Below are 24,628 nucleotides of genomic sequence, written 5' to 3'. Positions count from 1 at the left end.
CGCATCACGGTGCGCGAAGCGGCGGGTTAGCCGACCCTTGGTGATTCATGTCTCCCGAACGCACGGGCGATGGCTGACGGCGCACGTCACGCGGGGTACCCGGTGGTGGAGGCGACTGGATGGGGGTGCCGGTCAGTGAGTGTCGCCTGTCCCGGAAGTGCCTGGTCAGAGCGGTAGAATAGTCAAATGCTCATGGTTCTCGGTGCCAGCCACCACGACCTCGAGCTCAAGGCGTTGGAGCGGCTCTCGGCCAGCACCGACTCGCTGAGCCAGGCGTTGCGCGAGCTGTCGACCCAGGACGGATCGATCAGGGGCGCGGTGGTGCTTGCCACCTGCAACCGCCTGGAGATCTACCTGGACGCCGACCGGTTCCACGATGCCATCGACGCCGTCACCCACCGCATCGCCGAGGTCGCCCAGATCGACGAGGCCGAGGCGGCTGCCCTGCTCAAGGTCAGGGTGGGTGCGCCGGTGGCTGCACACCTGTTCACCGTGGCCTCCGGACTCGATTCCATGGTGGTCGGCGAGGCCGAGATCTCCGGCCAGGTGTCCCGCGCCCTGACGGCCGCCCACGCGGCCCGGACCACCACCCCGGTGCTGCACTCGCTGTTCCAGTCCGCCGCGCGCACGGCCAAGCAGGTCGCATCCCGCACCGGGCTCGGGTCGGCCGGGCGGTCGGTCGCGTCGGTCGCGATCGACATCGCCACCGCCGGACTGGCCGAACCCGGTTCCGACGAATCCACATCGCTGGCCACCGCCACCTGTTTGATCATCGGCACCGGTGCCTACGCCCGGGTGGTGGCCACCGCTCTCCGCGCCCGCGGCTGCACCCGCCTGCAGGTGTTCTCACCGAGCGGGCGCGCCGACACCTTCGCCGCCACGCACCACGCCGAGGTCGTCCACGCCGGGCAGTTCGCCGACGCCGTCGCCAAGGCCGACCTGGTGGTCGCCTGCAGCGGCACCACCGGCAATGTGCTCGACGTGGAGACCGTGACCGCAGCCCTCGCCCTCCGCGACACCCCGCTGCCGGTGGTCGACCTGGCCCTGCGGCCGGACGTGTCGGAAGGGGTACGGGCCCTGCCCGGCGTGCGGGTCGTCGACCTGCACAGCGTGGCCGACGGTGCCGCCCCCGAACATCGCGAGGCGATCGCGGACGCCCAGGACGTGGTGATCGCCGCGGTGGCCCGGTTCGAGGACGACCAGGCCATCCGCACCCTCGACCCGGCCGTCATCGCTCTGCGGCAGCACGTCTCGCTGGCCGTGGAGAAGGAGATGGTCCGGCTCCGGGCCAAGTACGACAGTGACGTCGCGGCCGAGGTCGAACTGGCGATGCACCGGGTCACGCAGTCGCTGCTGCACACCCCGACCCTCCGGGCCAAGGAGCTGGCCCGCACCGGCGACGGGGCCGGCTACCTGCAGGCCTTGCACACGCTGTTCGGGATCGAGATCCCGGACCAGCCCGCGCCGCACTGATCCGGGCCGTTTTCGCGACCCTCCCACACCAGAAGCGGCCCGTCTCCGATGGAGACGGGCCGCTTCTCGTGTCGGTGCGGAGGCTCCGGAGGAGGTCTACGCGAGGCCGGTGGCCTCGAACGCCGACAGGGTCGGCGCGATGGTGGCGCTCGGTCCGACGACGTGGGCGATGGCGTCCAGCGTCTTCAGCCCGTCCCCGGTGTTGAAGATCACTGTCTCCTCGTTCGGGTCCAACTGGCCGGAGGCCAGCAGCTTCTTCAGCGTGGCCACCGTGACACCGCCCGCCGTCTCGGCGAAGATGCCCTCGGTCCGGGCGAGCAGCTTGATGCCCTCGATGACCTCTTCGTCGGTGACGTCCTCGATGGCGCCGCCGGTGCGGTTGACCACGTCGAGGACGTACGGTCCGTCGGCCGGATTGCCGATGGCCAGGGACTTGGCGATGGTGTCCGGGCGCACCGGCTGGATGAAGTCGTGACCCTGTTTGAACGCGGTCGACACCGGGTTGCAACCGGTGGCCTGCGCGCCGAACACCTTGTACGGGGCCTCGTCGACCAGGCCGAGCGAGACCAGTTCCTGGAACCCCTTGTCGATCTTGACCAGCTGGGCGCCCGACGCGATGGGGACGACGACCTGCTGGGGCAGGCGCCAGCCGAGCTGCTCGGCCACCTCGTAGCCCAGGGTCTTGGACCCCTCGGCGTAGTACGGGCGGACGTTGACGTTGACGAACGCCCAATCCTCCTGCTCACCGGCGATCTCGCCGGCCAACCGGTTGATGTCGTCGTAGTTGCCCTCGACAGCGATCAGCGTTCCGCCGTAGGCGGCAGTGGTGAGGATCTTCTGCTGCTCCAGGTTGGACGGCACGAAGACCACGCTGCGGATTCCGGCCCGCGCGGCGGCCGCGGCCACGGCATTGGCCAGGTTGCCGGTGGACGGGCAGGCCAGCACGGTGAAGCCGAGCTCGCGGGCCGCGGCCAGCGCGACGGCCACAACGCGGTCCTTGAAGGAGTGCGTCGGGTTGCCCGAATCGTCCTTCACCCACAGGGTTTTCATGCCCAGCTCGCGGGCCAGGTTGTCGGCGCGGACGAGCTTGGTGCTGCCCGGGTTGATGTTCGGGGTGTCGGCGATGTTCGCCGGGACCGGCAGCAGCGGCGCGTAACGCCAGATGTTCTGCGGGCCGGCTTCGATCTGTTCGCGGAGCGCTTCGCCCGAGGTGGTGAACTCGTAGGCGACCTCGAGTGGACCGAAACACTCGGTACACGCGTAGAACGGCCCGAGGGCGACGCGGTTTCCGCATTCGCGGCAGGACAGGGCAACCGCGGGACCGAGATCGACGGTGGTGCCGGTGGAGGGGGACGTAGGTATGACAGTGGTCATGACGAGGCCTTTCGTCTCATCTTTCCCGCCGGAGCGGGACGGACGGGGCACCTGCTGATGATCGGCCTCGCGGTCGGAGGCATAGGCCTCTACAACGAGAAAGAGATCATCATCAGTGGTTGCCGGGGCTTCATCGGGCCGTATCCCTCTGCCCCTCTGGATGAGTGGTGATTCAGTTGTCCGATCAGGCTACCGCATGAGTCGACGGGCGCCGATCACGAATGCACCGTGATCTTGGTGATGGTGACCGCGGACGACGGCGCGCCGTCGGTGCCTCCGCCGGTCACGCCGGCGGCCGCGATCTTGGTCAGCACGTCCAGGCCGGAGGTGATCTTGCCGAACACCGTGTAGTCCGGCGGCAGCTGCGACTTCGCATAGACCAGGAAGAACTGCGAGCCGTTGGTGTCCGGGCCCGCATTGGCCATGGCCACCGTCCCGGCCGGGTAGGTCATCGAGGAGTTGGTCTCGTCGGCGAAGCTGTAGCCGGGCGTGCCGCTTCCGGTCCCGGTCGGATCCCCGCACTGCAGGACCTGCAGGGACGTGCTCGTGGTGAGCCGGTGGCATTTCGTGTCGTCGAAGTAGCCGGTGGTGGCCAGATGAACGAAACTGCCGATGGTGCAAGGGGTCGTGGCGCGGTTCATCGCGATCTTGACCTCGCCCTGGGTCAGGCTGATGGTCGCGTCGACCGTGCCGCTGTTGGGCTCGGAGGCGGCCGGGGGAGTGACTGCCTTGGCCGGGGTACTGCCGTCGGACGGGTAGGAACAGGTCGCCCCCGCTCCGGCCGGGGACGAGCTGCTCGCCGCGGACGTCGACGCGGCGACGGCGCGGTTGGACGTGCTGCCGGAGTTGGACGCGCACGACGTCACCAACAGGAGCGACAGGACAGCGGCGACGGCGTGACGAATCGGGCGCACGGAGGTTCCTTACCGGAGACGAGGGGAGCGGGGGCCACGGACAGCAGCAGGCTCGACCACTTTATCGGGCCGACCGACTGCTGCCGGCGACCCTTCGGGCCGCGTCGCCGTCGGTGCTTGTGTCCGGGTGTCGTTGTGGGTTGGCTCTCGAGCGACTCTTGTCCGGCTGGACCATCACCGACTGCTGCCGGCGACCCTTCGGGCCGCGTCGCCGTCGGTACTCCCTGTCAAGATGGACCTGTGCCCACTGCGACCGTTGTCGATCCGTTGATGTTGGTGCTCGGCGACGAGCCGCTCCTGGTCGACCGGGCGATCATGTCAGCGGTGACGGCGGCCCGTCGGGCCGATCCGGACGTGGAACGGCGGGAGGCGCTGGCCACGGCGCTGACGCCGATGGAATTCTCCGACCTGGTCGCACCCAGCCTGTTCGCTGAACCACGGGTGGTGGTGATCCGCCAGGCCCACGAGTCATCGAAGGAGATCGCGGCCGCGCTGGGCCACTACGCCACCGATCCGGTGGAAGGCGTCGTACTGGTCGTCCAGCACGCCGGCGGAGCGCGGAACAAGGCGCTCGCCGACGGGTTGCGCAAGGCCGGCGCGGCGGTCATGACGTGCAACAAGTTGACCAAGCCGGCCGAACGCATCGAATTCGTCCGGCACGAGATCCGGTCCGCCGGCGGGACCACCACACCGGACGCAGTGGCGGCGATCGTCGACGCGATCGGGTCGGACCTGAGAGAACTGGCCGCGGCCGCGAGCCAGTTGGTGGCCGACACCGGAGGCATGGTCGACGAGTCGGCGGTCCGCCGGTACCACCGGGGCCGGGCCGAGGTCAGTGGATTTGCCGTGGCCGACCTGGCCGTGGCCGGTGACGTGCCGGGCGCGCTGGAGGCCCTGCGGTGGGCGATCGGGGTGGGAGTGGCGCCGGTGCTGGTCGCCGACGCGCTGGCCGACGGGATCCGGACGGTGGCCAAGGTGTCCGGCGCCCGCCCGGGCAACGGGTACGCGCTGTCCGGGGAACTGGGCATGCCGCCGTGGAAGATCGACCGGGCCCGCACCGCCGCCCGGCACTGGACGGAACCGGGTCTGGCCCGGGCGATGGAGGTGGTGGCCGACCTGAACGGCGCGGTGAAGGGGTTGGCCGTCGACGCCGACTACGCGTTGGAGAAGGCCGTCATGGACCTGTCGAGGGCCCGCCGCCTTCGCTGACGCCGACGCTCTCCGTCCGGTCGCCCGGACACGGCAAGTCGGCCGGGCACGCCAAAAGGGGCGACACCGTTGCCGGCGTCGCCCCTTTCGATGCAGCTACGTCAGAGCGCGTTGACCTGCTGGGCCAGCGCGGACTTGCGGTTCGCGGCCTGGTTCGCGTGGATGACGCCCTTCGACACGGCCTTGTCGAGGCTGCGGGTCGCGGCGACCAGTTCGGTCTGCGCAGCGGACTTGTCGCCGGAAGCGGTGGCGGCCTTGACGCGACGGATCGCGGTCTTCAGCGCCGACTTCACGGACTTGTTGCGCAGGCGAGCCTGCTCGTTGGTGCGGATGCGCTTGATCTGGGACTTGATGTTGGCCACGCCTGATTGCCTTCGTTTCGTCTCTAGGTATTGTGTGCGTCCTGCTGGTGTGACTCCGGCGGAGCGCACACGAGTATCCAGGTTAGCAGCCGGTTGCGGCTGAACTCCAATCGTCGCCCGGGCCGAGCGGGCTCAGCAGGTCAGGGCCCTGGCCGGCGGTCGCCCGCCGGTGGCCAGAGCGGCCAGGGTCCAGTTGATCACACCGCGGACCGCGGGCAGATGCACGTGGTCGGTCCGCAGATTCGGGCACTGCCGTTCGACCACGATCGACCGGACTCGGTCCGCGGGCCCGGCCGGTATCTGCGACGCAATCGGCGTGACGACGGTGTCGCCGGTGGTCGAGACCTCCGCGTAGCGGACCGCCCCGTCCAGATCACCGCCTCGATCGAGCTCCTTCAACAGGGCCGACCCGGCGATCTGGTCCGCGCACGCCGGACAGATGCTGGCCGGGAGCGCTCCGGCCAGCGGGGACGTGGTGCCGTTCCACGACGGGGCCAGCAGCACAGCGGTACTGACCCGGTCGGCCAGCCCGTCGCGCCGGAGCGCCGTCCGCAGGACCAGGCCGCCCTGGGAGTAGGCGATCACGTCGATCGTCGTCGCGGCGGTGTCCGCACTGACCGTTTCGACGAAGGCGGCGATCTCGGCGGCCGATGACTCGATCGAGTCCACGCCGCCGTTGCCGTAGTCGATCCCGTAGACGCACCGGCCATCGGCCCGCAGGGCCGGAACGAGGGCCGAGAAATTCGAGGCCAGCGTGGAGAACGTGCCGTGCAGCAGCACCACCGGGCGGTCCTTGCTGCGACAGCCTTCGACGTTCACCCCGGCCAGGCCGGCCGCCGGCAGAGCGGAGGGCACCGTGTGCCCGGACGCCGACGGCGGGGCGTTTCCGGACCGGGACGAGGCGGTGTCCCGGGACGGCGCTGACGCCACGGTCCCGGACGGGAAAGACGTCGAGCCTCCGCTCGGTGGTGACGTCGTACTTCCGGCCCGCGGCGGCGCGATCGACGATGTCGGCCGGCCGAACGGGGACGGGGCTGGGACCTCGGATACCCGGGACGCGGAGGCAACCGGCCCGGTCGCGGCAGAGGCTGGCCCTCCGGAGGTCGGCGCCGCCGAAGGGGGCGACGTGCAGGCGGACACCAGGAGCAGCACGGCCACGGTGGCCAGCATCGCCCACCGCCGGACGGACCCCGGGGATGGCCGGTCAGATGGTCGCAACAAGGGCGTCCCAAGCGCGCAGGAAGTTCGTCTCGATCCCGGGCGAATCATCCAGGGACGCCCCGACGACCGCTCCGGTCCGCAGCATCATCAGGATCTGGGCCATCGCCTCCGGCGTGGGATGACCGAGTTCACGCAACAGGTCGGCCGTGCGGTCGATGATCCACTTGCGGTGCCGGGTGGCCACCGCGCGGGCCGGATGGCTCCGGTCGAGATGCTCGGCCGAGGCGTTGATGAAGGCGCACCCGTTGTGCTCGTCGGCGAACCCGCCGGCGGCGACCATCTCGGCCATGCCGCGCAGGCCGGCGCGGGGATCACCGGCGTGCTCGGCCAGCATCGCGGTGATGGCCGCCTCGTTGGCGGCGGCGCGGTTCTGCAGGTAGGCGACCACGAGGTCGTCCTTCGACGGAAAGTGGCGGTACAGGGTCACCCGGGTAACGGCGGACTCGTCCACCACCCGATGGACACCCACGCTCCGGATGCCCTCTTCGTAGAACAGCCGGTCGGCCGTGGTCAGGATGCGGGACCGGGCCGCCGACGGTCTCCCGACCTGGTGGGGCCGGCTGTGCGTGATCTTCGCCTCGGGCGCGTCGGTCACCGATCCTCCACCTCTTCCGTCCTTCGAATCGGGTCTTGCCCGGGCTGCTGGCCTGGTCTACCGTTTCAGTGTAGGTAGATCGTTCGGTCTACGTCGGGCTCGTCGTCACGAGGTGAGGTCTTCCTATGGCTGTATCCGGCCGATCCGTTGTCTTCGTCCATGGACTGTGGTTGCACGCGTCGTCGTGGCGACCCTGGGTCGAGAAATTCGCGGCGGCCGGGTATTCGCCCGTGGCGCCCGGTTGGCCCGGTGAGGCCGAGACGGTGCAGGGATCACGCGACAATCCCGACGCCATCGCCGGGCACGGGATCGACGAGGTCGTGGAGCACTACCGGGCGATCATCGACACCCTGGAGACGAGACCGATCCTGATCGGGCACTCCTTCGGCGGCACGCTGGTCGAGAAGATGCTCGGGCTGAACATGGGGGTGGCGGCCGTCGCCATCGATGCCGCCCCGATCAAAGGCGTTCTGCCGCTGCCCATTTCGTCGTTGCGGGCCTCTTTCCCGGTGTTGAAGAACCCGTCCAACGCCGGCAAGGCGGTGTCGCTCACGCCCGAGCAGTTCCGTTATGCGTTCGGCAATGCGATTCCCGAGGAGGAGTCGGACGAGTTGTACCAGAAGTGGAGCATTCCGGCCCCGGGTAAGCCGCTCTTTCAGGCGGCCACGGCCAATTTCAATCCGCATTCGGAGACGGCCGTCGACACGGAGAATTCCGAGCGGGGTCCATTGTTGCTGATCATGGGCGGCCAGGATCACACGGTTCCCGAGGCCATCACCAAATCAACTCTGAAGCAGTACAAGCATTCCACTGCGGTCACCGAACTGAGGGGATTCGCCGACCGGGGGCACTCGCTGACCATCGACCACGGGTGGGTCGAGGTGGCCGCCGCCGGCCTCGAGTTTCTCGCCCGACACGGTCTGTAGGACCAGGATGGACACCGGACTTCGTGGCCGTCGGGCAGTGGTCACCGGGGCCAGCAAGGGTATCGGTCTGGCCATCGTCGAATCACTGGCCGCCGAGGGCGCGCATGTGATCGCCGGGGCTCGGCACAGCAGCCCGCGCCTGGACGCTCTGGTCGCCGCCGGGTCGGTGACCGCGGCCCGAGTCGATCTGGCGACGCCCGACGGACCGCAGCACTTGATCGACCAGGCCCTCGCCGGTGGTGGCGTCGACATCCTGGTCAACAACGTGGGTGCGGTGACGCCGCGGGTCGACGGGTTCCTGGCCGTCACCGACGAGCAGTGGATGGACTCCATGAACCTCACGTTCATGGCCGCGGTTCGGTCCGTTCGCGCCGTGCTCCCGGGGATGCTGGCCGCCGGCTCCGGAACGATCGTCACGGTGGCCTCGGTGAATTCGTTCCTGCCCGATCCGGGTGTCATCGACTACTGCGCAGCCAAGGCGGCGCTGGCCAATTTCAGCAAGGCGCTGTCCAAAGAGGTTGGGCCGCTGGGGATCCGGGTCAACACGGTCAGTCCCGGCCCGGTCGAGACCGATCTGTGGCTGGCGGAAGGGGGAGTGGCCGATGCCATCTCCGGAGCGTCCGGTCAGGACCCGGCGACGATCGTCGCGGCGGCCACGGCCGGTACGGCCACCGGCCGGTTCACCCAACCGCAGGAGGTGGCGGATCTGGTCGTGCTGCTCGCCGGCACACGCGCGGCCAATGTGACAGGGGCCGACTTCGTCATCGACGGCGGTCTGACCAGCACGCTGTGAGCCGGACCGTCCCAACCGCCGGATCCTCGTGAGTCGAGTCCCCACCTCGGGAGCAGTGACGGGTTGGGGGAGCATGGACCGATGAACCGCCGGCCGTCAGGCACCACCGTTGTGTTGATCGCGCTGTTCGCCGGATCCGGGGTGCTGCACTTCCGCCGCCCCCGGCCGTTCGTGGGCATCGTGCCGAAGATGTTGCCCCGCAAGGAAGAGCTGGTGGCGATCAGTGGGGCCGTCGAGTTGGCGAGCGCGGTGCTGTTGGCCGTGCCTCGCACTCGTCGAATCGGTGGGCTGCTCTCGGCCGCGCTGCTGATCGCCGTGTTCCCGGCCAACGTGTCGATGGCGCTCCGCTCCGGGAACCGACCGTTGTGGTTCCGGATCGCGGCATGGGCCCGGCTCCCACTGCAGGTGCCGCTGATCGGGTGGGCGACCCGGGCCTGATCTACAGCGCCGCGACCTGCGCCTTGACCCCGGCCATGAACAGGTCGATTCCGGCACCGAAGTACGTCGCGTCGTCCTCGCACTCGATCAGGGCGGACGCCGACTCCAGCAGCAACGGGTACCGGTCGCGCGGGAGCGCGGCCAGGCCGGCCCGCTTCCGAGCCTTGAGTTCGTCCCATTGTGACTGGGGGAAGCCGTATTCCGCGCCGGGCTGGACGGAGACGAGCATCATCATGGTCTGCAGCGAAGCCCGGGCGATGTCGGCACTGGCCTGCACCGACAGTCCCGCCCCGCGCAGCAGGGACAGGGCACGCTCGGTGAGGTCGAGCCCCTTCTCGTTGTGCAGCACCCGGGCGCCGACGAGGTCCATCGCGCCCGGATGCGAGCGAAGGGCGGCGAGCAGTCGTTCCAGCAGAGTGCGATAGGTCTCGTGCCAGGGACGGCCGTCCTCGTCCGGGATCTCGATGCCGGCGAACACCTGGTCGCCCATGGCCGCGAGCAGTTCGTCCTTGTTCTTGACGTGCCAGTACAGAGCCATCGGCGTCACCCCGAAGTGCTGGGCCAAGCCGCGGATGGTCACCTTGTCGATTCCCTGGGTGTCGGCCATGTTCAGGGCGACCTCGATGACCGACTCCCTGGTCAGATCCTCGGCCGGCTGGGGTGGCCGACGACGGGATCTGGCCGGTTGGGCCGTGCTCTGCGAACTGATTGCCGAAACCATGTTGACAACTGTACAGCGTAGAGCGTTTGCTATACGGCATACATGTACGACGTATAGGAGATGACGTAGATGACAATCACCGGCACCGGATCCAAGAGCGCGCCGCCAGCGTTGCGACCCCGGCTCACCCTTCTCGCGGTGGCTCTGGCCACTTTCATGACCTACCTGGACAACAACATCGTCAACGTGGCCACGCCGGCCATCCAGAAGGACCTGCACCTGAGCATCTCCGGGCTGGAGTGGGTGGTCAGCTCCTACATCCTCGTCTTCGCGAGCCTGCTGCTGGCCGGCGGACGACTCGCGGATGTGTTCGGGCGCAAGCGGTTGTTCCTGATCGGGCTCGCCCTGTTCACCGTGGCCTCGCTGGCCGCGGGTCTGGCCGGCGACTCGGCCACGCTCATCGGGAGCCGGGCGCTGCAGGGTCTCGGAGCGGCCCTGGTCACCCCGACCACGTTGGCCATCATCTCCGCCACCTACACGAACGCTCGGCAGCGAGCGGCCGCCGTTGGCATCTGGAGCGGGGTGGGAGCCCTCGCGTTAGCCGTCGGTCCGCTGCTCGGCGGCCTGCTGTCGCAGCACGCCAGCTGGGAATGGATCTTCTTCATCAACGTCCCCGTCGGTGTCGCCACCTTCGCCCTCGGTGCCAGGGTGATCGGCGAGTCCAGGGTCGATTCCGGCCCGCGCCGGCTCGACGTGCCTGGTCTGGTCACGTCGGCCCTGGCGCTGTTCGCGCTGACCTTCGCCCTGATCGAAGGCGAACGCCGGGGATGGACCTCGACTCTCATCCTGATCTCGTTCGCCGTCGCCATCGGGTTGGCCGTCGCGTTCATCCGCATCGAGCTACGCAGCGCCCAGCCCATGGTCCAGATCTCGCTGTTCGCCGAGCGGGTCTTCACCGGCGGTCTGATCGCCCTCATGATGTGGGGCTTCGGTCTCTTCGGAATCTACTTCTTCACCTCGCTGTACCTGCAGAACGTGCTCGGATTCTCGCCCACCAAGGCCGGTCTGGCCTTCCTGCCCATGGCCTTGCTGATGGCTGCCGGCGCCGTCATCTCCGAGCAGGTGTCACGGCGGCTCGGGGCCCATCGGGTGGTGGCCGTGGCCATGTTGCTGATGGGGGCGGGCATCGCGTCGGTCAGCCTGTTGTCGGCGGATGCCACCTTCCTCGACCTGATGCCCAGCTTTGCGGTGATCGGCATCGGCGGTGGCTTGACCGTGCCGTTGACCGCCAGTGTCCTCGACGCCATGCCCCGGGAGGAGGCCGGCGTGGCGTCCGGCATCTTCAACGCTTCGCGGGAAGTGGCCGGGCTGCTCGGCATCACGGTGATCGGCGCGATTCTGGCCGCGCGTCAGTCCGGGCTGCTCTCCGGTGGCACCGCCCCGGTGGACGCGTTCCTCGGCGGGTACCGGGTCGGCCTGCTGGTGGCCGCTGCGCTGGTCGCGGCCGGTGCGGTCGCCGCCTACGTCGGGCTGCGGGCCACGGCGGCCCGAACCGAGGCCGCTGCGCGTACGCCGGAACTGGCCGACGCCTGAGACCGAGCGGTACCCGACGCGGCGGGCGTCACGGGACCTGTCCCGTGACGCCCGCCCTTGGACGCCCGCCCTTGGACGCCCGCCCTTGGTCAGCCCGTCGCCAGGCCGGCCGCGACGGCGACCTCCCGGTAGGCCGCGGCCAGGCTGTCCACGGTCTCGTGGGCGTTCAGGCCACTGGGGTTCGGCAGCACCCACACCGGGACGCCGGCGATCTCCTCGCTCTGCCGCCCGGGCCGGGCGCCCGGGCGACCGAACGCCGTCCGGTAGGCAGTGATCCCCAGTACGGCCACGACTTTCGGGCGGACCCGGGCCACGACCTCGGCCAGGGAAACACCGCCGGCACGGAGTTGCTCCCGGGTCAATTCGTCGGCTCTGGCGCTGGCCGCCGGGACCAGGTTGGTGATCCCGATCCCGCGCTCGAGCAGATGGGCGAGATCCTCCGGGCGGTAACCGGCCGAGGCGTCGATGTCCCGGTCGATGATTCCGCCCCGGCGCAGAGCCGGGTAGAAACGATTGCCGCGCCGGGCGAAATGGGCTCCGACCGCGGCCGTCCACAAGCCCGGATTGATGCCGACGAACAACAGCCGCACGTCCGGGCCCAGCAGATCGGGGACGGTTCTGCCGCTGAACGCCTGCAACTCGCTGCGGCTGCGGCCCATCAGCGAGCGTCCAGGGCCGAGCGGAGAAGGTCTTTCGGATCGACGCTGGCCGCGGTGCGGGGTCCGGATTGCAGCAGATACCCCTCCACCAGCAGCTCGGCGACGGCGGACCAATCGACCGGGCGGTCCAGCCAGACCCCGATCCATCCGTTCGATCCCACGTAGGCCGGGACGTAGTAACTCCCGGGATCCGCGGCAATCCACTCGGCCTGCGCGCCTGGGGCACCCTTCACCCACAGCTCGGTCCGACCGCTTCCGTGGTGGTCGTCCATGACCGTGGCGAAGGTCTTGCCGCGGACCTGATACGCCGGTGCGCCATGGGCCGGTCGCACCGATGTGTCCGGCAGAGCAAGGCACATCACGGCGATCCGGGCGGTCGGTCCGGGCGCCGGAGTCACCGCGGCGTCACCTTCCCGGTCCCGGTCGCGGCGTCGTAGGCGTACACCGGTTGACCGGCGATGTAGACGGACAGGGCGCGTTGCATCACGTCCAGCGGGTCACCGGACCACAACACCAGATCGGCGCTCTTGCCCGGCGTGATCGAGCCCACCCGGTCGTCCACACCCATCACCTTCGCCGGGTTGATGGTGATGGCCTCCAGGGCCGTGACCGCGTCCAACCCCTCCTTGACGGCGAGAGTGGCCTGGTGCACCAGGAAGTGGATCGGCACCACCGGATGGTCGGTGATGATCGAGATCTCCACTCCCGCCGCGGCCAGCCGTCCGGGATTGGCCAGCGAGCGATTGCGCAACTCCACCTTCGACCGGGTGGTGAACAGCGGGCCGATGAGTACCGGTATTCCCTTGGCGGCCAACACATCCGCGATCAGGTGGGCCTCGGTGCCGTGGTCGATGACAAGCTGGTAGCCGAACTCCTCAGCGATCCGGATCCCGGTCGCGATGTCGTCGGCGCGGTGGGAGTGCTGTCGCCACGGGATCTCCCGATTCAGCACCGATGCGAGCGCCTCGAGCTTGAGATCGCGGGACGGCGCGGCCTTGTCCGGATCCGCGTGGGCGAGTTGATCGAGGTAGTTGGAGGCCTCGACGAACGCGTTGCGGATCACCGCGGCGGTACCCAACCGAGTGGACGGCGTCTGCTTGCGGTCGCCGTAGACGCGCTTGGGGTTCTCGCCCAGGGCCGATTTCAGGCCGGATGGGGACCGCAGCACCATATCGTCGACCGTTCGTCCCCACGTGTGGATGGCCACCGTCAACCCGCCGATCGGATTACCCGACCCCGGGTTCACGTTGACCGTGGTCACCCCGCCCGACAGGGCGTCGTCGAAACCGGTCTCCACCGGGTTGATGGCATCCAGCGCCCGCACCCCGGCCGTCACCGGATCCGTCATCTCGTTCGTGTCGTCGCCGGCCCAGCCCTCGGCTTCCTCGTGCACGCCGAGATGGGTGTGCGCGTCGATGAATCCGGGCAGCAACCATTGACCCTGGCCGTCGACGATCTCGGCTCCGGGCGGAGCCACCACGTCCGGTCCGGCCGCCGTGATGATCCCGTCGGTGACCACGACGGCACCGTCGAAGGGCGCACCGTCGATCGGTACGACGTGCACATCGACGATGGCCAGCAGTGAACTCATGATTTCCTCCGTGCGCGTTTCGGGACCGCGGACCCGCCGAGGGCCGCCGAGGTCCGAAGCTACTCGCCGGGTCCGACGGCGGTCCGGGCGCGGCGACGCGTGATCGCTGCGTTCCCGGTGAGTGGCACCCCGTAACATCGGCCACGGTCCGTCCTGGACCGACCCAGAACCCTGATGAACTGCTCGAAACCGAGGCTGAGCTCCAGTGAGTCGCTGTCGAAGGTCGGTCTCCGCCGGGTCGACGACGGCTGCCCCGGACCGTCCGGAACGGCCGCTCAACTACATGGCCTCGGTGACTCTCGGCCTGTCCGCCGCCTCGAACCTGGCGATCAACCTCGCCATGCGCGAGGGCGGACGTTGGGGCCCGTTCGTCACGGCGCTCGGGGTCGCGCTCGGGCTGATGGGTCTGGTCGGTCTGGTTCTGGTCCGGACCGGCGTGGTGGTCTCGGCCACCGCCCTGGACATCGCCGCCGCGCTGGCCCTGGCCGGTACGACCATCGGCTTTCTGATGCACGCGCTCCCGTCCCCGCTCACCTGGGGATCGCTGACCGCCTACACCGCCCTGGCCCTGGTCGGCGCGGCCGCCACCATCCGGAATGCGGTCGTCTTCGTGGCCTTCCAGGTGTTCGGGATGACTGCATGGGCCGCGGCCGGGCTGGTGTTCGGCGTGCCCGGGGGGCTGTTCATCAACCTCATCCCGGTGATCCCGCTGGGCGCCGCCATCGCCGTCGGGTTCTTCCTGGCCCAGCGGCACGAACGAACTGTGCAGCGAGATCTGATGGACCAGCTGCGGTTGGCGGCCGAATTCGACCTGCTGACCGGTCTGCTCAATCGATCCGGGTTCGAGACGCGAGCCGCGCGGCTGTGGGCGTCGGATCGGGCACGGCGCGGCGTCTGGTGCGCGTTCGTCGACATCGACCACTTCAAGTCGGTGAACGACCTCTTCGGGCACGAGCGCGGAGACCAGGCCCTCCGGGAGATCGCGGTCGCGCTCCGCGGGCTGGCCGGCCCCGAGGATCTGCTGGTCCGGTGGGGCGGTGACGAGTTCGTCATGGTCGGCTGCTGGCCGGCGCCGTCGGAGGCGTCCCTGACCCGCCGGTTGAACAACCGGACCACCAGCGCCGAAGCCGGCGTGGTGCCGCGGGTCACCGTCGGGGTGGCCGAGCGCCCGTTCGGGCTGGCGTTGACCCCGGACGAACTGCTGGATGCCGCCGACCGCCGGATGTACGAGTTGCGCGCCGGCCGCGAAGACCGCAGCGTCCCGGTCGCCCCGGCTCCGTAGCGCGCGGCCGGCGCCGGGTGCCCGCTCACGGATAGGGGACCGGCTGGTCCCGGGCGCCGCGGGGTGACGGCCAGGCGTGGGACAATGGACTGCCCGGTCGACCACGGCCGGTCGCCGTCAGCCCCCGTTCCCGCAGAAAGACCCTCGTGACCCAGGCTTCCCACGCGCACCGCACGACGTTCACCCCGCCGGAGCTGATCCGGAATTTCAGCATCATCGCGCACATCGACCACGGCAAGTCCACGCTCGCCGATCGCATGTTGCAGCTGACCGGGGTGGTCGACGGACGGCAGATGCGGGCCCAGTACCTGGACCGGATGGACATCGAGCGCGAGCGCGGCATCACGATCAAGTCGCAGAGCATCCGGCTGCCGTGGTCGGTCGCCGATGCTGAGGGTCACATGCAGGACCACGTCCTGCACCTGATCGACACCCCCGGCCACGTTGACTTCACCTACGAGGTCTCGCGTTCCCTGGCTGCCTGCGAAGGGGCGGTACTGCTGGTCGACGCCGCGCAGGGTATCGAGGCCCAGACACTGGCCAACCTCTACCTCGCCCTGGAGAACAACCTCACCGTCATCCCGGTGCTGAACAAGATCGACCTCCCGGCCGCCCAGCCGGAGCGGTTCGCCGAGGAGATCGCCCACATCCTCGGCGGTTCGCCCGACGACGTGTTGCGGGTGTCCGGCAAGACCGGCGCCGGGGTCAAGGAACTGCTCGACAAGGTCGTCGCGGAGATCCCGGCTCCGGTCGGCAATCCCGACGGTCCGGCCCGGGCGATGATCTTCGACTCGGTCTATGACATCTACCGCGGCGTCATCACCTACATCCGCGTCATCGACGGGCAGATCTCCCCCCGCGAGCGGATCCAGATGATGTCGACCAAGGCCACCCACGAACTGCTCGAGGTCGGCATCATCTCGCCCGAGCCCATCCCGACCCGCGGGCTGGGTGTCGGTGAGGTCGGTTACCTGATCACCGGCGTGAAGGACGTGCGACTGTCCAAGGTCGGTGACACCGTGACGTCGGAGCGGCGCGGGGCCACCGAGGCCCTGTCCGGTTACCGGGATCCGCGCCCGATGGTCTACTCCGGCCTGTACCCGCTGGACGGCTCGGACTACCCGCTCCTGCGGGATGCCTTGGACAAGCTCCGGCTCAACGACGCCGCCCTGACCTACGAGCCGGAGTCGTCGGCCGCCCTCGGATTCGGCTACCGCTGTGGGTACCTGGGTCTGCTGCATCTGGAGATCACCCGCGATCGCCTGGAGCGCGAGTTCAACCTCGACCTGATCTCCACCGCCCCCAACGTCGTCTATCAGGTGACGATGGAGGACACATCCGTCCACACGGTCACCAACCCCAGCGACTGGCCCGAGGGCAAGATCGCCTCGACCGTCGAGCCGATCGTGAAATGCACGATCATCACGCCGAGCGAATACATCGGGGCGATCATGGAACTGTGCCAGTCGCGCCGCGGTGTGCTGGGTGGGATGGACTATCTGTCCGAGACCCGCGTCGAATTGCGGTACACCATGCCGCTGGGCGAGATCATCTTCGATTTCTTCGACGCGCTGAAATCCCGCACCCGTGGCTATGCCTCCCTCGACTACGAGGAGATCGGCATGCAGGACTCGGATCTGGTGAAGGTGGACATCCTGCTGCAGGGTGAGCCGGTCGATGCGTTCTCCGCGATCCTGCACCGTGACTCCGCCTATGCCTACGGCGTCTCCATGACGGCCAAACTCCGGGAACTGATTCCGCGCCAACAGTTCGAGGTGCCGATCCAGGCCGCCGTCGGATCTCGGGTCATTGCCCGGGAAACCATTCGGGCCATGCGCAAGGACGTCCTGGCCAAGTGCTACGGCGGTGACATCACGCGGAAGCGCAAGCTGCTGGAGAAGCAGAAGGAGGGCAAGAAGCGGATGAAGATGGTGGGCCGGGTCGAGGTCCCCCAGGAAGCGTTCATCGCCGCTCTGTCCACCGACGCGCCGACCGGCAAGAAGTAGGCGACCGCCCCTCGGGTTCACGGGGCCTGGGCCCCCATGGGTTGGCGGTCCAGGGCCCTTCCGGGCGCCGTCGCCCGTGCAGCAGGATCGACGTCGTGAATACACCGACGATCCAAGACCGAGACGAACTGAGTTCCGTCGACTGGTTCGGCGCCGCTGCTGCGCCACCGACCGACCCGCCGAGGACGAGCCGCGTGCGCCGATCCGCTGGGGTGTTCAGCCCGGCCACCTGGGCCGAGGCCCTCTACGCCGTCGTCGATCTCGCGCCGGCCATCACTTTCTTCGTGCTGTCGGTCACGATGATCGCGCTCGGGGTGAGCTTGACCGTCATCTACGTCGGGGTGCCCATTCTGGCTCTGGCCCTGCTGATCGCGCGGGCCGGCGGGCATCTCCAGCGGGTCCTGGCCGCGGCCCTGCTGGACCTGCCGTCGGTGCGTCCGGTTCCGATCCGCCGCCGTCGGCCCGGCCCGATCGGCGCGCTCACCTCGATCCTGCGCGATCCCGGGTGCTGGCGCGCCGTGACCTATCACTGCATCAAGATCCTCCTCGCTCCGGTGACCTTCGCCTTCGCGGTGGCGTTCTATTCGGCCGGTCTGGGGGCCATCACCAACGGACTGTGGCAGCGCTACCTGCCGTACCAGTCGGCCGCCGACGGTTCTCTCCACCGTGGCATGCAGTGGTGGCCGAACTACTTCGTCGACACCTGGCCGCGCATGCTGCTGTTGGCCGTGGCCGGTGCCTTGCTCCTCGCCGCCGCGCCGCGCGTCGTGCGGTTCTTCACCACCATCGACCGGATGTTGATCACCACCCTGCTGAGCGGCTGAACGCAGGTGGCGAGCGCTCTACGCTGAGTGAATGTCAGTCGTGAAGATCAACGCCATCACCATTCCCGACGGGTCCGGACCAGAGCTGGAGCAGCGGTTCGCGGCCCGGCTCGGCGCGGTCGACGGTTCGCCCGGTTTCGAGGAGTTCTGCCTGCTGCGACCGACGGCCGGGGAGACCCGGTACTTCGTTTACACCCGCTGGGCCAGCGAAGAGGACTATCAGGCCTGGGCCGCCACTCGGGCGCAGGGTGCGCACGCCGGCCCTGGGCCCGGTGCCGCCCGGCCGTCGGTGGCCACCGGTGCGACGCTGCTGGAGTTCGAGGTCGTCTCCCGCACCACCGCGTGACCGCAGGCACATGCCGGCCTCGGAGCGTCGGCGCCCGGGTTGGGTGTGACAGGGTGGATCCGTGAGCTGGAAAGACGTACTCGACGGGGTCGACGCGGTCGAGTCCTGGATCGCCGGGCAGTCCTACTGGGTCCAGGTCCCGGTGCTGCTCGTCGTCCTGGTTCCGCTGGTCTGGCTGGTCGCCGGCGGGATCGACCGGATCGTGGAGCGGCTGGTCTGGCCGCGCACCCGTCGGGAGATGCGCCTGGCGGCCGCGGCCGCGATCGCCCGTCATGACGGTTCCGGTCCGGTGCTGAGCGTCACCGATACCGCCGAGCCGACCCGATGAACCGCCCGCTGCCCGCCGTCAGCCGGCGGTGGATGTCGATCGCCCTGCTGGCCCTGCTGGCCGTCGCCGTGGCCTACTCGATCTGGCACTGATCCGCTCGGCGCAAGCGGGTCGGGTGCCTGCCGAACGGCCGTTGGTACGGCGAGGCCGGTCGCTCGGGCAGGATGGTCGGGTGCCCTCCACCCTGCCCGAGGGCGACCCGGTACCAGCCGACGGCTCTCTTCCGGAGCAGGCGTACCTCGGATCCGCCCACCGCGCCCTGTCGATCTATCTGCACGTGCCGTTCTGCGCGACCCGCTGCGGCTACTGCGATTTCAACACCTATACGGCCGGTGAGCTCGGCAGCTCGGCCTCCCCGGACTCCTGGTACGACGCCGCGCTGGCCGAGATCGACCTGGCCGCGCGTGTGCTGCGGGCTCACGGTGACCAGCGTGCCGTGTCCACCGTGTTCGTCGGCGGCGGCACCCCATCGTTGATGGGAGCGGCCCGTCTGGGCGGGCTGCTGGCCCGGGTCGACGCGGTGCTCGGGCTGACCCCGGACGCTGAGGTGACCACCGAGGCGAACCCGGAATCGACCGATCCCGCCCTGCTGGCCGGACTGCGGGCCGCCGGGTACACCCGGCTGTCCCTCGGGATGCAGTCCACCGACCCCGGCGTACTGCGCGCGCTCGAACGGACCCACACGCCGGGCCGGCCGCTGGAAGTGGTGGGCTGGGCTCGACAGGCCGGTTTCGAGCACGTCAACCTCGACCTGATCTACGGCACCCCGGGCGAGACGGACCAGCAGTTCGCCGACTCGCTGAGCGCGGCCATCGGCGCCGGCGTCGACCATGTCTCGGCCTATTCGCTCATCGTGGAACCCGGCACGCGCATGGCCAGGGCGGTGCGGACCGGACGCCTGCCGATGCCGGCCGAGGACGTGCTGGCCGACCGGTACCTGATCGCCGACCGCATGCTGACCGATGCCGGTCTCGCCTGGTACGAGGTCTCGAACTGGGCGGCTGACGACGCAGCCCGCTGCCGCCACAACCTCGCCTACTGGCGGGGTGACGACTGGTGGGGGATCGGACCCGGCGCCCACTCGCACGTCGGCGGGGTGCGCTGGTGGAACGTCAAGCACCCGCACGCGTACGCCACCGCGCTCCAGCAGGGGCGGTCCCCCGGCTATGCCCGCGAGGTGCTCGATGACGAGGCCCGCCGCACGGAGGACATCCTGCTCCGCCTGCGGCTGCGCGAGGGTCTGCCGCTGCGCCGGCTGACCGACGCCGGCCGGGCCGAGGCCGCCGCCGCGGCCGTCGAGGGACTGCTCGATCCGGTAACCCTGGCCGTCGGCACCGCGGTGCTGACCCAGCGCGGCCGGCTGCTGGCCGACGGAATCGCCATCCGCCTGCTCGACTGAGGTCGCCGCCGGCGTGTTTCGTCGTGCCGCGTGGATCATCTTCGCCGGTTTGGGACCAGCGTGACGAGAGTGAACATCTTCGTCCATGCCTGCGAAGTTGATCCACGCCGAGGAACGGGGGGCGGGGCGGGGCGCGACGGTCGATGCCGACGCCAGTTCGGTGCAGGCGGAGGCTCAGCGGGGGTCGGCGGTGGCGCCCATGGAGGTGCCGCGCAGGTCGTCCAGGTTGAGCACCCGGACGTGGATGACGGTCCGCTGCTGCAGCGCCGCCCTCAGCGCGCGGTGCAGTCCGTCCTCGAGGAAGACCTCCCCGGCCCAGTACACGGCGTGCGGGAACAGGTCGCCGTAGAACGTCGAATCCTCGTCCAGCAGGGTGTCCAGGCGAAGCTCGCGTTTGGTGGTGACCAACTCGTCCAAGCGGATCTGTCGAGGCGGGATCTTCGCCCAGTCCCGCATCGAGAAACCGTGATCCGGGTAGGGGCGACCGTCACGGACGTCCTTGAAGATCATGGTTGTGTTCCTTGTGGCGTTGACGATCGGCGGGGCGCGGCGACAGGCGGGTGAAGACCGGACCGACCAAGGGTAGCGGTCGGTGGTCGGCTCCCGACGGATTTCCCGTGCCCGCAGCCGGGGGTGCGCGGCGCTTACACTTGGCAGACGAGCGCGGAGAGTGCCAATTCCCGCGCCCACGAGGGACGATGCAGGGAGGTGACGGATGTCCGCCGAGGACAGGCGATTCGAGGTGTTGCGCGCCATCGTCGCCGACTACGTCGCCACCCACGAGCCGGTCGGGTCGAAGGCGCTGGTCGACCGGCACCATCTTCGGGTCTCGCCCGCCACCATTCGCAACGACATGGCCGTTCTGGAGGACGAGGGCTACATCGCCCAGCCCCACACATCGGCCGGCCGAATCCCGACGGACAAGGGCTATCGGCTCTTCGTCGATCGGTTGTCGCAGGTCAAGCCCCTGTCGATGGGTGAGCGAAAGGCGATCCAGGGCTTCCTGTCGGCCGGGGTCGACCTGGACGACGTGCTGCGCCGGTCGGTTCGCCTGCTGGCCCAGTTGACCCGGCAGGTCGCGGTCGTCCAGTACCCGAACCTGACCAGGTCCGTGGTCCGGCACGTCGAGATCGTGGCCCTCGGGACAAACCGGTTGCTGCTGGTCGTCATCACCGACACCGGCCGGGTCGAGCAGCGGGTGGTCGAGGTCGATCAGGAGATCACCGACGACACCGTGTCGGTGCTCAAGGGTCTGCTCGGCGGGGCCATCACCGGCCGGCGGTTCGCCGATGCGGCCGACGGGCTGCGCGATGTCGTCGAGCGGGCCGACCCGTCCGTGAAGCCGGCGGCCACCACCGCGGTGGCGGCTCTGCTGGAGGCGTTGGTCGAGCATCCCGAGGGCCGGCTGGTGCTCTCCGGGACGTCTCACGCGACGGGCGCCTGGGCTGACCAGCCGGGCAGCCTGCGCGGCGTCCTGGAAGCCCTGGACGAGCAGGTCACGCTGTTGAAGCTGCTGGCCGTGCTCGAGTCGCCGGACGCGATGATCGTCTCGATCGGACAGGAGAACGACGACGCCAACCTGTCGACCTCGGCGCTCGTGTCGGCCGGCTACGGCCGCGGCGACATGCTGATGGGCGGGTTGGCCGTGGTCGGCCCGACTCGGATGGACTACCCAGGAACGATGGCCGCCGTGCGAGCGGTGGCCAGATATGTCGGCGAGATCGTCGCCGGCCGATAGACGAAGGCCCGACCGCACGACGCCCCGGTCACGGGGATAGTCGTGCGAGAGGCAAGTACCGGGCCACCCCGTTCGGGTGGCCCGTCAGAACAGCGAAACAGGAGTTCACCAGGTGGCACGGGACTATTACGGCCTGCTCGGCGTGGCCAAGAACGCGTCGGCCGACGAGATCAAGCGGGCCTACCGCAAGCTCGCACGCGAGCTGCATCCCGACGTCAACCCGGACGCGGCCGCCCAGCAGCGGTTCAAGGAGGTCACCGCCGTCTACGAGGTGCTGTCCGACCCGGCGAAACGCCAGATCGTCGACCTCGGCGGGGATCCACTGTCGCCCGGTGGTGGCGGTGGCGGAGGCATGAGTGACCCCTTCGGGGGCGCCGGGGTCGGGCTCGGCGACATCATGGACGCCTTCTTCGGCGGTGGCGGACAGCGTTCGCGCGGTCCCCGCTCCCGGGTCCGTCAGGGCGACGACGCGCTGATCCCGGTCGAGCTCACGCTGGAGGAGTGCGCGACCGGGGTGGCCAAGGATCTGGCCGTCGACACGGCGACCCTGTGCTCGGTGTGCCACGGGTCCGGCTGCGCCGAGGGCACCCACCCGGAGACCTGCGACACCTGCAAGGGTGCCGGAGAGATCCAGCAGGTCCAGCGCTCGCTGCTCGGCCAGGTCATCACCTCCCGGCCGTGCCCGGTGTGCCGCGGGTTCGGCGAGGTCATCCCGGAGCCGTGCCGCCAGTGCAACGGTGACGGCCGGGTCCGCACCCGGCGCACGGTCAGGGCCAACATCCCGGCCGGCGTCGGCGACGGCATCCGGGTCCGGCTGTCCGGCCAGGGTGAGGTCGGTCCGGGTGGCGGTGCCCCCGGAGACCTGTACGTCGAGGTTCGCGAACTGCAGCACGACAAGTTCACCCGCGACGGCATCGACCTGCACTGCACCGTGCACCTGCCGATGACGGCGGCCGCATTGGGCACCTCGATGGCCCTGCAGACCCTGCACGCCGTCGAGGACCTGGACATCCAGCCCGGCACCCAGTCCGGGACGGTCATCACCCTGCGGAACCAGGGCATGCCCCGGCTGCGCGGTACCGGCTCCGGCCACCTGCACGTGCACCTGGAGGTCGTCACCCCGACCCATGTCGAGGGCCGGCAGGCCGACCTGTTGCGGGAGCTCGCCACCCTGCGCGGCGAGGAACAGCCGGAGCTGGCCACCCGTGGCCACGGCGGCCTGTTCTCCCGCATCCGCGACTCCTTCGCCGGACGGTGACCGGGGCCCCGCCGCCGGACACCAGCGGACTGAGCCGCCCGTTCTTCCTGGTCCCGACCGTTCCGGGCCCGGGGCCGTACCGGCTCGACGGTGCTGAGGGCCGGCACGCGTCGGTCGTCCGCCGGATGCGGGTCGGGGAGGAGCTGGTCCTGACCGACGGGACCGGTGCACTGGCCGTCGCCGCCGTCACGGCGGTCGACCGGGCCAGCGTGCAACTCGACGTTTCGGCCACCGAGCAGACCGCACCCCCGGCGGTGACGGTGACGCTGGTCCAGGCGCTGCCCAAGGGCGAACGCAGCGAGCTCGCGGTGGACCTGGCCACGGAAGCCGGGGTGGACGCCCTGGTCCCGTGGTCCGCGTCGCGCTGTGTTGCCCGATGGACCGCCGACAAGACGGTGAAAGGGGTGCAGCGCTGGCAGACCGTCGCGCGGGAGGCGGCCAAGCAGTCCCGCAGGCCCACCGTTCCGGTCGTCGCTCCGTTGGCCTCCACCGCGGGCGTCGCCACGTTGATCTCCGGCGCCGCCGGTGCCCTGGTCCTGCACGAGGCGGGGTCGGTGCCGATCACCGAGGCGGTACTCCCGTCGTCCGGCGAGCTGGTCCTGGTCGTGGGGCCGGAGGGTGGGGTGTCGCCCGAGGAACTGGCCGCGTTCCGTGAAGCCGGCGCCCAGGTGGTGCGTCTGGGTCGCGAGGTGCTGCGCACCTCGACCGCCGGCGCCGTCGCCCTGGGCGCGCTCGGAGTGCTGGCCCACCGCTGGGCCGATCGGGCCGCATCGTCGTGAGAGCAGTTGACGGCAGGGTGGTCGTCGCCCCTTCGACCGAGCACGCGATGATGGTCACGCCATGACGACCGTCCAGGAGTACAGCTACGGCTCCCACCCGAGCCAGTTCGTGCGTATGCACCTGCCCGCCGGGGACCGTCTGCCCGTCGTGGTGGTGGTGCACGGCGGATTCTGGCGGAACAAGTACGGAGTCGAACTGGCCGAACCGCTGGCCGCCGACCTCGCGAAGTTCGGTGTGGCGGCCGCGGCGGTGGAGTACCGGCGGGTCGGCGACGGCGGGGGATGGCCGACGACCATGGCCGACGTGGCCCGTGCCGTCGACCATCTGGCCTCCGCCGGACAGTACGTCGCCGAGGGGCGCCTGCGGCTGGATCGCGTTGCCGCCGTTGGGCATTCGGCCGGCGGGCAGCTCGCCGCGTGGCTGACCCACCGCCGGTCGCTGCGATCCGGGACGGCGGGTTCGATCACCGCCACCTCGCACTTCGTCCCGGTGATCGGCGCCGTCGCCCAGGCCGGTGTGCTCGACCTGGTCGGCGCGTCCCTCGAGCGCCTCGGTGACGGCGCGGTCGACGACCTGATGCAGGGTGCCGCCGGGTCCGTCCCGCAGCGGTACCACCACTCGTCGCCCCTGGCCCATGTCGGGGACGGCGCCGCCGTGGTCTGCGTGCACGGCGACCAGGACGAGGACGTGCCTCTGTCCCAGTCCCAGCGCTACGTCGACGCCGCCGTCCTGGCCGGGGACCCGGCCCGCCTGGTGGTCCTGCCCGGCGTCGATCACATGGGGCTCATCGACGTCCGGTCCGACGCGTGGGCGGTATGCCGCGACTCCCTCCTCCAGATGGTCTAGCGGCCCTCAGGC

General features: G+C 69.7%; 26 protein-coding genes and 1 riboswitch. Of the genes, 16 read left to right on the top strand and 10 right to left on the bottom strand.

Going from position 1 to position 24,628, the window contains the following annotated elements; all coding sequences use genetic code 11:
* Nucleotides 1–186: 186 nt before the first annotated feature.
* Entirely contained in the window at nt 187–1,473 is a 1,287-nt protein-coding gene (locus tag BLS97_RS01005) for a glutamyl-tRNA reductase (protein WP_090474147.1), read from the top strand.
* A gap of 96 nt (nt 1,474–1,569) precedes the next feature.
* Here BLS97_RS01005 and thrC read toward each other — a convergent pair whose 3' ends face one another.
* Together thrC and BLS97_RS24100 are read right to left on the bottom strand one after the other, a co-directional pair.
* Nucleotides 1,570–2,847, bottom strand: a complete 1,278-nt coding sequence (gene thrC / locus BLS97_RS01000) for a threonine synthase (RefSeq protein WP_090474146.1) — start codon at nt 2,845–2,847, stop codon at nt 1,570–1,572.
* Between the two features lie 13 nt (nt 2,848–2,860).
* Nucleotides 2,861–3,014, bottom strand: a riboswitch (SAM riboswitch).
* A gap of 48 nt (nt 3,015–3,062) precedes the next feature.
* The gene (locus tag BLS97_RS24100; RefSeq protein WP_090474145.1) at nt 3,063–3,761 is read right to left on the bottom strand and encodes a peptidylprolyl isomerase; all 699 of its coding nucleotides are present in this window, start codon (nt 3,759–3,761) and stop codon (nt 3,063–3,065) included.
* A 270-nt stretch (nt 3,762–4,031) separates the two neighbouring features.
* Between BLS97_RS24100 and holA the strand changes: the two genes are divergently transcribed.
* Nucleotides 4,032–4,970 carry a DNA polymerase III subunit delta gene (gene holA, locus BLS97_RS00990; protein WP_090474144.1) on the top strand — a complete coding sequence of 313 codons (939 nt, stop codon included), beginning with the start codon at nt 4,032–4,034 and terminating at the stop codon, nt 4,968–4,970.
* Between the two features lie 101 nt (nt 4,971–5,071).
* On the opposite strand, the gene rpsT is transcribed toward holA, so the two are convergent.
* The 3 genes from rpsT to BLS97_RS00975 form a co-directional block, all read right to left on the bottom strand.
* On the bottom strand, nt 5,072–5,332 hold the full coding sequence (gene rpsT / locus BLS97_RS00985) for a 30S ribosomal protein S20 (RefSeq protein ID WP_090474143.1): 261 nt from the start codon (nt 5,330–5,332) through the stop codon (nt 5,072–5,074).
* Nucleotides 5,333–5,464: 132 nt separating this feature from the next.
* Nucleotides 5,465–6,262: an esterase/lipase family protein gene (locus tag BLS97_RS00980; protein WP_157695098.1), complete on the bottom strand. Its 798-nt coding sequence runs from the start codon at nt 6,260–6,262 to the stop codon at nt 5,465–5,467.
* A 274-nt stretch (nt 6,263–6,536) separates the two neighbouring features.
* The gene (locus BLS97_RS00975) at nt 6,537–7,148 is read right to left on the bottom strand and encodes a TetR/AcrR family transcriptional regulator (RefSeq protein WP_090474141.1); all 612 of its coding nucleotides are present in this window, start codon (nt 7,146–7,148) and stop codon (nt 6,537–6,539) included.
* 125 nt (nt 7,149–7,273) lie between these two features.
* Between BLS97_RS00975 and BLS97_RS00970 the strand changes: the two genes are divergently transcribed.
* The 3 genes from BLS97_RS00970 (at nt 7,274) to BLS97_RS00960 (ending at nt 9,305) form a co-directional block, all read left to right on the top strand.
* Nucleotides 7,274–8,074 carry an alpha/beta fold hydrolase gene (locus tag BLS97_RS00970; RefSeq protein WP_090474140.1) on the top strand — a complete coding sequence of 267 codons (801 nt, stop codon included), beginning with the start codon at nt 7,274–7,276 and terminating at the stop codon, nt 8,072–8,074.
* A gap of 7 nt (nt 8,075–8,081) precedes the next feature.
* Nucleotides 8,082–8,867 (top strand): oxidoreductase, encoded by a 786-nt coding sequence (locus tag BLS97_RS00965; protein ID WP_090474139.1) that lies wholly within the window; start codon nt 8,082–8,084, stop codon nt 8,865–8,867.
* 81 nt (nt 8,868–8,948) lie between these two features.
* Complete coding sequence (locus tag BLS97_RS00960) at nt 8,949–9,305, top strand: DoxX family protein (RefSeq protein ID WP_090474138.1); 357 nt, start codon at nt 8,949–8,951, stop codon at nt 9,303–9,305.
* Nucleotide 9,306: 1 nt separating this feature from the next.
* On the opposite strand, the gene BLS97_RS00955 is transcribed toward BLS97_RS00960, so the two are convergent.
* Nucleotides 9,307–10,026, bottom strand: coding sequence for a TetR family transcriptional regulator (locus BLS97_RS00955; protein ID WP_090474137.1), 720 nt, complete (start codon nt 10,024–10,026; stop codon nt 9,307–9,309).
* Between the two features lie 69 nt (nt 10,027–10,095).
* On the opposite strand from BLS97_RS00955, the gene BLS97_RS00950 reads away from it, so the two are divergent.
* Nucleotides 10,096–11,559 (top strand): MFS transporter, encoded by a 1,464-nt coding sequence (locus BLS97_RS00950; RefSeq protein WP_090474136.1) that lies wholly within the window; start codon nt 10,096–10,098, stop codon nt 11,557–11,559.
* Nucleotides 11,560–11,648: 89 nt separating this feature from the next.
* On the opposite strand, the gene BLS97_RS00945 is transcribed toward BLS97_RS00950, so the two are convergent.
* From BLS97_RS00945 to BLS97_RS00935, 3 genes are read right to left on the bottom strand one after another with little or no spacing between them, the layout of a single operon-like run.
* On the bottom strand, nt 11,649–12,218 hold the full coding sequence (locus BLS97_RS00945; RefSeq protein ID WP_090474135.1) for a mismatch-specific DNA-glycosylase: 570 nt from the start codon (nt 12,216–12,218) through the stop codon (nt 11,649–11,651).
* Nucleotides 12,218–12,616 (bottom strand): MmcQ/YjbR family DNA-binding protein, encoded by a 399-nt coding sequence (locus BLS97_RS00940; RefSeq protein WP_197676343.1) that lies wholly within the window; start codon nt 12,614–12,616, stop codon nt 12,218–12,220. Before BLS97_RS00940 ends, BLS97_RS00945 begins: the two co-directional genes overlap by 1 nt.
* Complete coding sequence (locus BLS97_RS00935) at nt 12,613–13,809, bottom strand: amidohydrolase (protein WP_090474134.1); 1,197 nt, start codon at nt 13,807–13,809, stop codon at nt 12,613–12,615. Before BLS97_RS00935 ends, BLS97_RS00940 begins: the two co-directional genes overlap by 4 nt.
* 283 nt (nt 13,810–14,092) lie before the next feature.
* On the opposite strand from BLS97_RS00935, the gene BLS97_RS00930 reads away from it, so the two are divergent.
* From BLS97_RS00930 to hemW, 6 genes are all read left to right on the top strand, one after another.
* Nucleotides 14,093–15,091, top strand: coding sequence for a GGDEF domain-containing protein (locus tag BLS97_RS00930; RefSeq protein WP_090474133.1), 999 nt, complete (start codon nt 14,093–14,095; stop codon nt 15,089–15,091).
* Between the two features lie 146 nt (nt 15,092–15,237).
* Nucleotides 15,238–17,097, top strand: coding sequence for a translation elongation factor 4 (gene lepA, locus BLS97_RS00925; RefSeq protein WP_172832190.1), 1,860 nt, complete (start codon nt 15,238–15,240; stop codon nt 17,095–17,097).
* Between the two features lie 194 nt (nt 17,098–17,291).
* On the top strand, nt 17,292–17,921 hold the full coding sequence (locus BLS97_RS00920) for a sensor domain-containing protein (protein ID WP_157695097.1): 630 nt from the start codon (nt 17,292–17,294) through the stop codon (nt 17,919–17,921).
* 31 nt (nt 17,922–17,952) lie between these two features.
* Nucleotides 17,953–18,267, top strand: a complete 315-nt coding sequence (locus BLS97_RS00915; RefSeq protein ID WP_090474130.1) for an antibiotic biosynthesis monooxygenase family protein — start codon at nt 17,953–17,955, stop codon at nt 18,265–18,267.
* A 61-nt stretch (nt 18,268–18,328) separates the two neighbouring features.
* Complete coding sequence (locus BLS97_RS00910; protein ID WP_090474129.1) at nt 18,329–18,595, top strand: hypothetical protein; 267 nt, start codon at nt 18,329–18,331, stop codon at nt 18,593–18,595.
* Nucleotides 18,596–18,767: 172 nt separating this feature from the next.
* Nucleotides 18,768–19,994 (top strand): radical SAM family heme chaperone HemW, encoded by a 1,227-nt coding sequence (gene hemW, locus BLS97_RS00905; RefSeq protein ID WP_090480968.1) that lies wholly within the window; start codon nt 18,768–18,770, stop codon nt 19,992–19,994.
* Between the two features lie 174 nt (nt 19,995–20,168).
* Here the strand turns inward: hemW and BLS97_RS00900 are convergent, their stop codons facing one another.
* On the bottom strand, nt 20,169–20,504 hold the full coding sequence (locus BLS97_RS00900) for a type II toxin-antitoxin system VapB family antitoxin (protein ID WP_090474128.1): 336 nt from the start codon (nt 20,502–20,504) through the stop codon (nt 20,169–20,171).
* A gap of 205 nt (nt 20,505–20,709) precedes the next feature.
* On the opposite strand from BLS97_RS00900, the gene hrcA reads away from it, so the two are divergent.
* From hrcA to BLS97_RS00880, 4 genes are all read left to right on the top strand, one after another.
* Nucleotides 20,710–21,732, top strand: coding sequence for a heat-inducible transcriptional repressor HrcA (gene hrcA / locus BLS97_RS00895; protein WP_090474127.1), 1,023 nt, complete (start codon nt 20,710–20,712; stop codon nt 21,730–21,732).
* Between the two features lie 112 nt (nt 21,733–21,844).
* The gene (gene dnaJ / locus BLS97_RS00890) at nt 21,845–22,990 is read left to right on the top strand and encodes a molecular chaperone DnaJ (RefSeq protein ID WP_090474126.1); all 1,146 of its coding nucleotides are present in this window, start codon (nt 21,845–21,847) and stop codon (nt 22,988–22,990) included.
* The gene (locus BLS97_RS00885; RefSeq protein ID WP_231988285.1) at nt 22,987–23,769 is read left to right on the top strand and encodes a 16S rRNA (uracil(1498)-N(3))-methyltransferase; all 783 of its coding nucleotides are present in this window, start codon (nt 22,987–22,989) and stop codon (nt 23,767–23,769) included. Before dnaJ ends, BLS97_RS00885 begins: the two co-directional genes overlap by 4 nt.
* A 61-nt stretch (nt 23,770–23,830) precedes the next feature.
* On the top strand, nt 23,831–24,616 hold the full coding sequence (locus tag BLS97_RS00880) for an alpha/beta hydrolase family protein (protein WP_090474125.1): 786 nt from the start codon (nt 23,831–23,833) through the stop codon (nt 24,614–24,616).
* The last annotated feature ends 12 nt before the right edge of the window (nt 24,617–24,628 follow it).

It is taken from the genome of Nakamurella panacisegetis (assembly GCF_900104535.1).
Taxonomy (GTDB): Bacteria; Actinomycetota; Actinomycetes; order Mycobacteriales; family Nakamurellaceae; genus Nakamurella; species Nakamurella panacisegetis.
The sequence above is the reverse complement of the archived record's forward strand: the minus strand, read 5'-3'. Positions and strand labels throughout refer to the sequence as shown.

Bases quoted from the DNA above. Each gene is read 5' to 3' on its own strand.
- BLS97_RS01005 (WP_090474147.1), top strand. From the start codon at position 187: ATGCTCATGGTTCTCGGTGCCAGCCACCACGACCTCGAGCTCAAGGCG.
- thrC (WP_090474146.1), bottom strand. From the start codon at position 2,847: ATGACCACTGTCATACCTACGTCCCCCTCCACCGGCACCACCGTCGAT.
- holA (WP_090474144.1), top strand. From the start codon at position 4,032: ATGTTGGTGCTCGGCGACGAGCCGCTCCTGGTCGACCGGGCGATCATG.
- BLS97_RS00970 (WP_090474140.1), top strand. From the start codon at position 7,274: ATGGCTGTATCCGGCCGATCCGTTGTCTTCGTCCATGGACTGTGGTTG.
- BLS97_RS00965 (WP_090474139.1), top strand. From the start codon at position 8,082: ATGGACACCGGACTTCGTGGCCGTCGGGCAGTGGTCACCGGGGCCAGC.
- BLS97_RS00960 (WP_090474138.1), top strand. From the start codon at position 8,949: ATGAACCGCCGGCCGTCAGGCACCACCGTTGTGTTGATCGCGCTGTTC.
- BLS97_RS00955 (WP_090474137.1), bottom strand. From the start codon at position 10,026: ATGGTTTCGGCAATCAGTTCGCAGAGCACGGCCCAACCGGCCAGATCC.
- BLS97_RS00950 (WP_090474136.1), top strand. From the start codon at position 10,096: ATGACAATCACCGGCACCGGATCCAAGAGCGCGCCGCCAGCGTTGCGA.
- BLS97_RS00945 (WP_090474135.1), bottom strand. From the start codon at position 12,218: ATGGGCCGCAGCCGCAGCGAGTTGCAGGCGTTCAGCGGCAGAACCGTC.
- BLS97_RS00935 (WP_090474134.1), bottom strand. From the start codon at position 13,809: ATGAGTTCACTGCTGGCCATCGTCGATGTGCACGTCGTACCGATCGAC.
- BLS97_RS00930 (WP_090474133.1), top strand. From the start codon at position 14,093: ATGGCCTCGGTGACTCTCGGCCTGTCCGCCGCCTCGAACCTGGCGATC.
- BLS97_RS00915 (WP_090474130.1), top strand. From the start codon at position 17,953: ATGTCAGTCGTGAAGATCAACGCCATCACCATTCCCGACGGGTCCGGA.
- BLS97_RS00900 (WP_090474128.1), bottom strand. From the start codon at position 20,504: ATGATCTTCAAGGACGTCCGTGACGGTCGCCCCTACCCGGATCACGGT.
- hrcA (WP_090474127.1), top strand. From the start codon at position 20,710: ATGTCCGCCGAGGACAGGCGATTCGAGGTGTTGCGCGCCATCGTCGCC.
- BLS97_RS00880 (WP_090474125.1), top strand. From the start codon at position 23,831: ATGACGACCGTCCAGGAGTACAGCTACGGCTCCCACCCGAGCCAGTTC.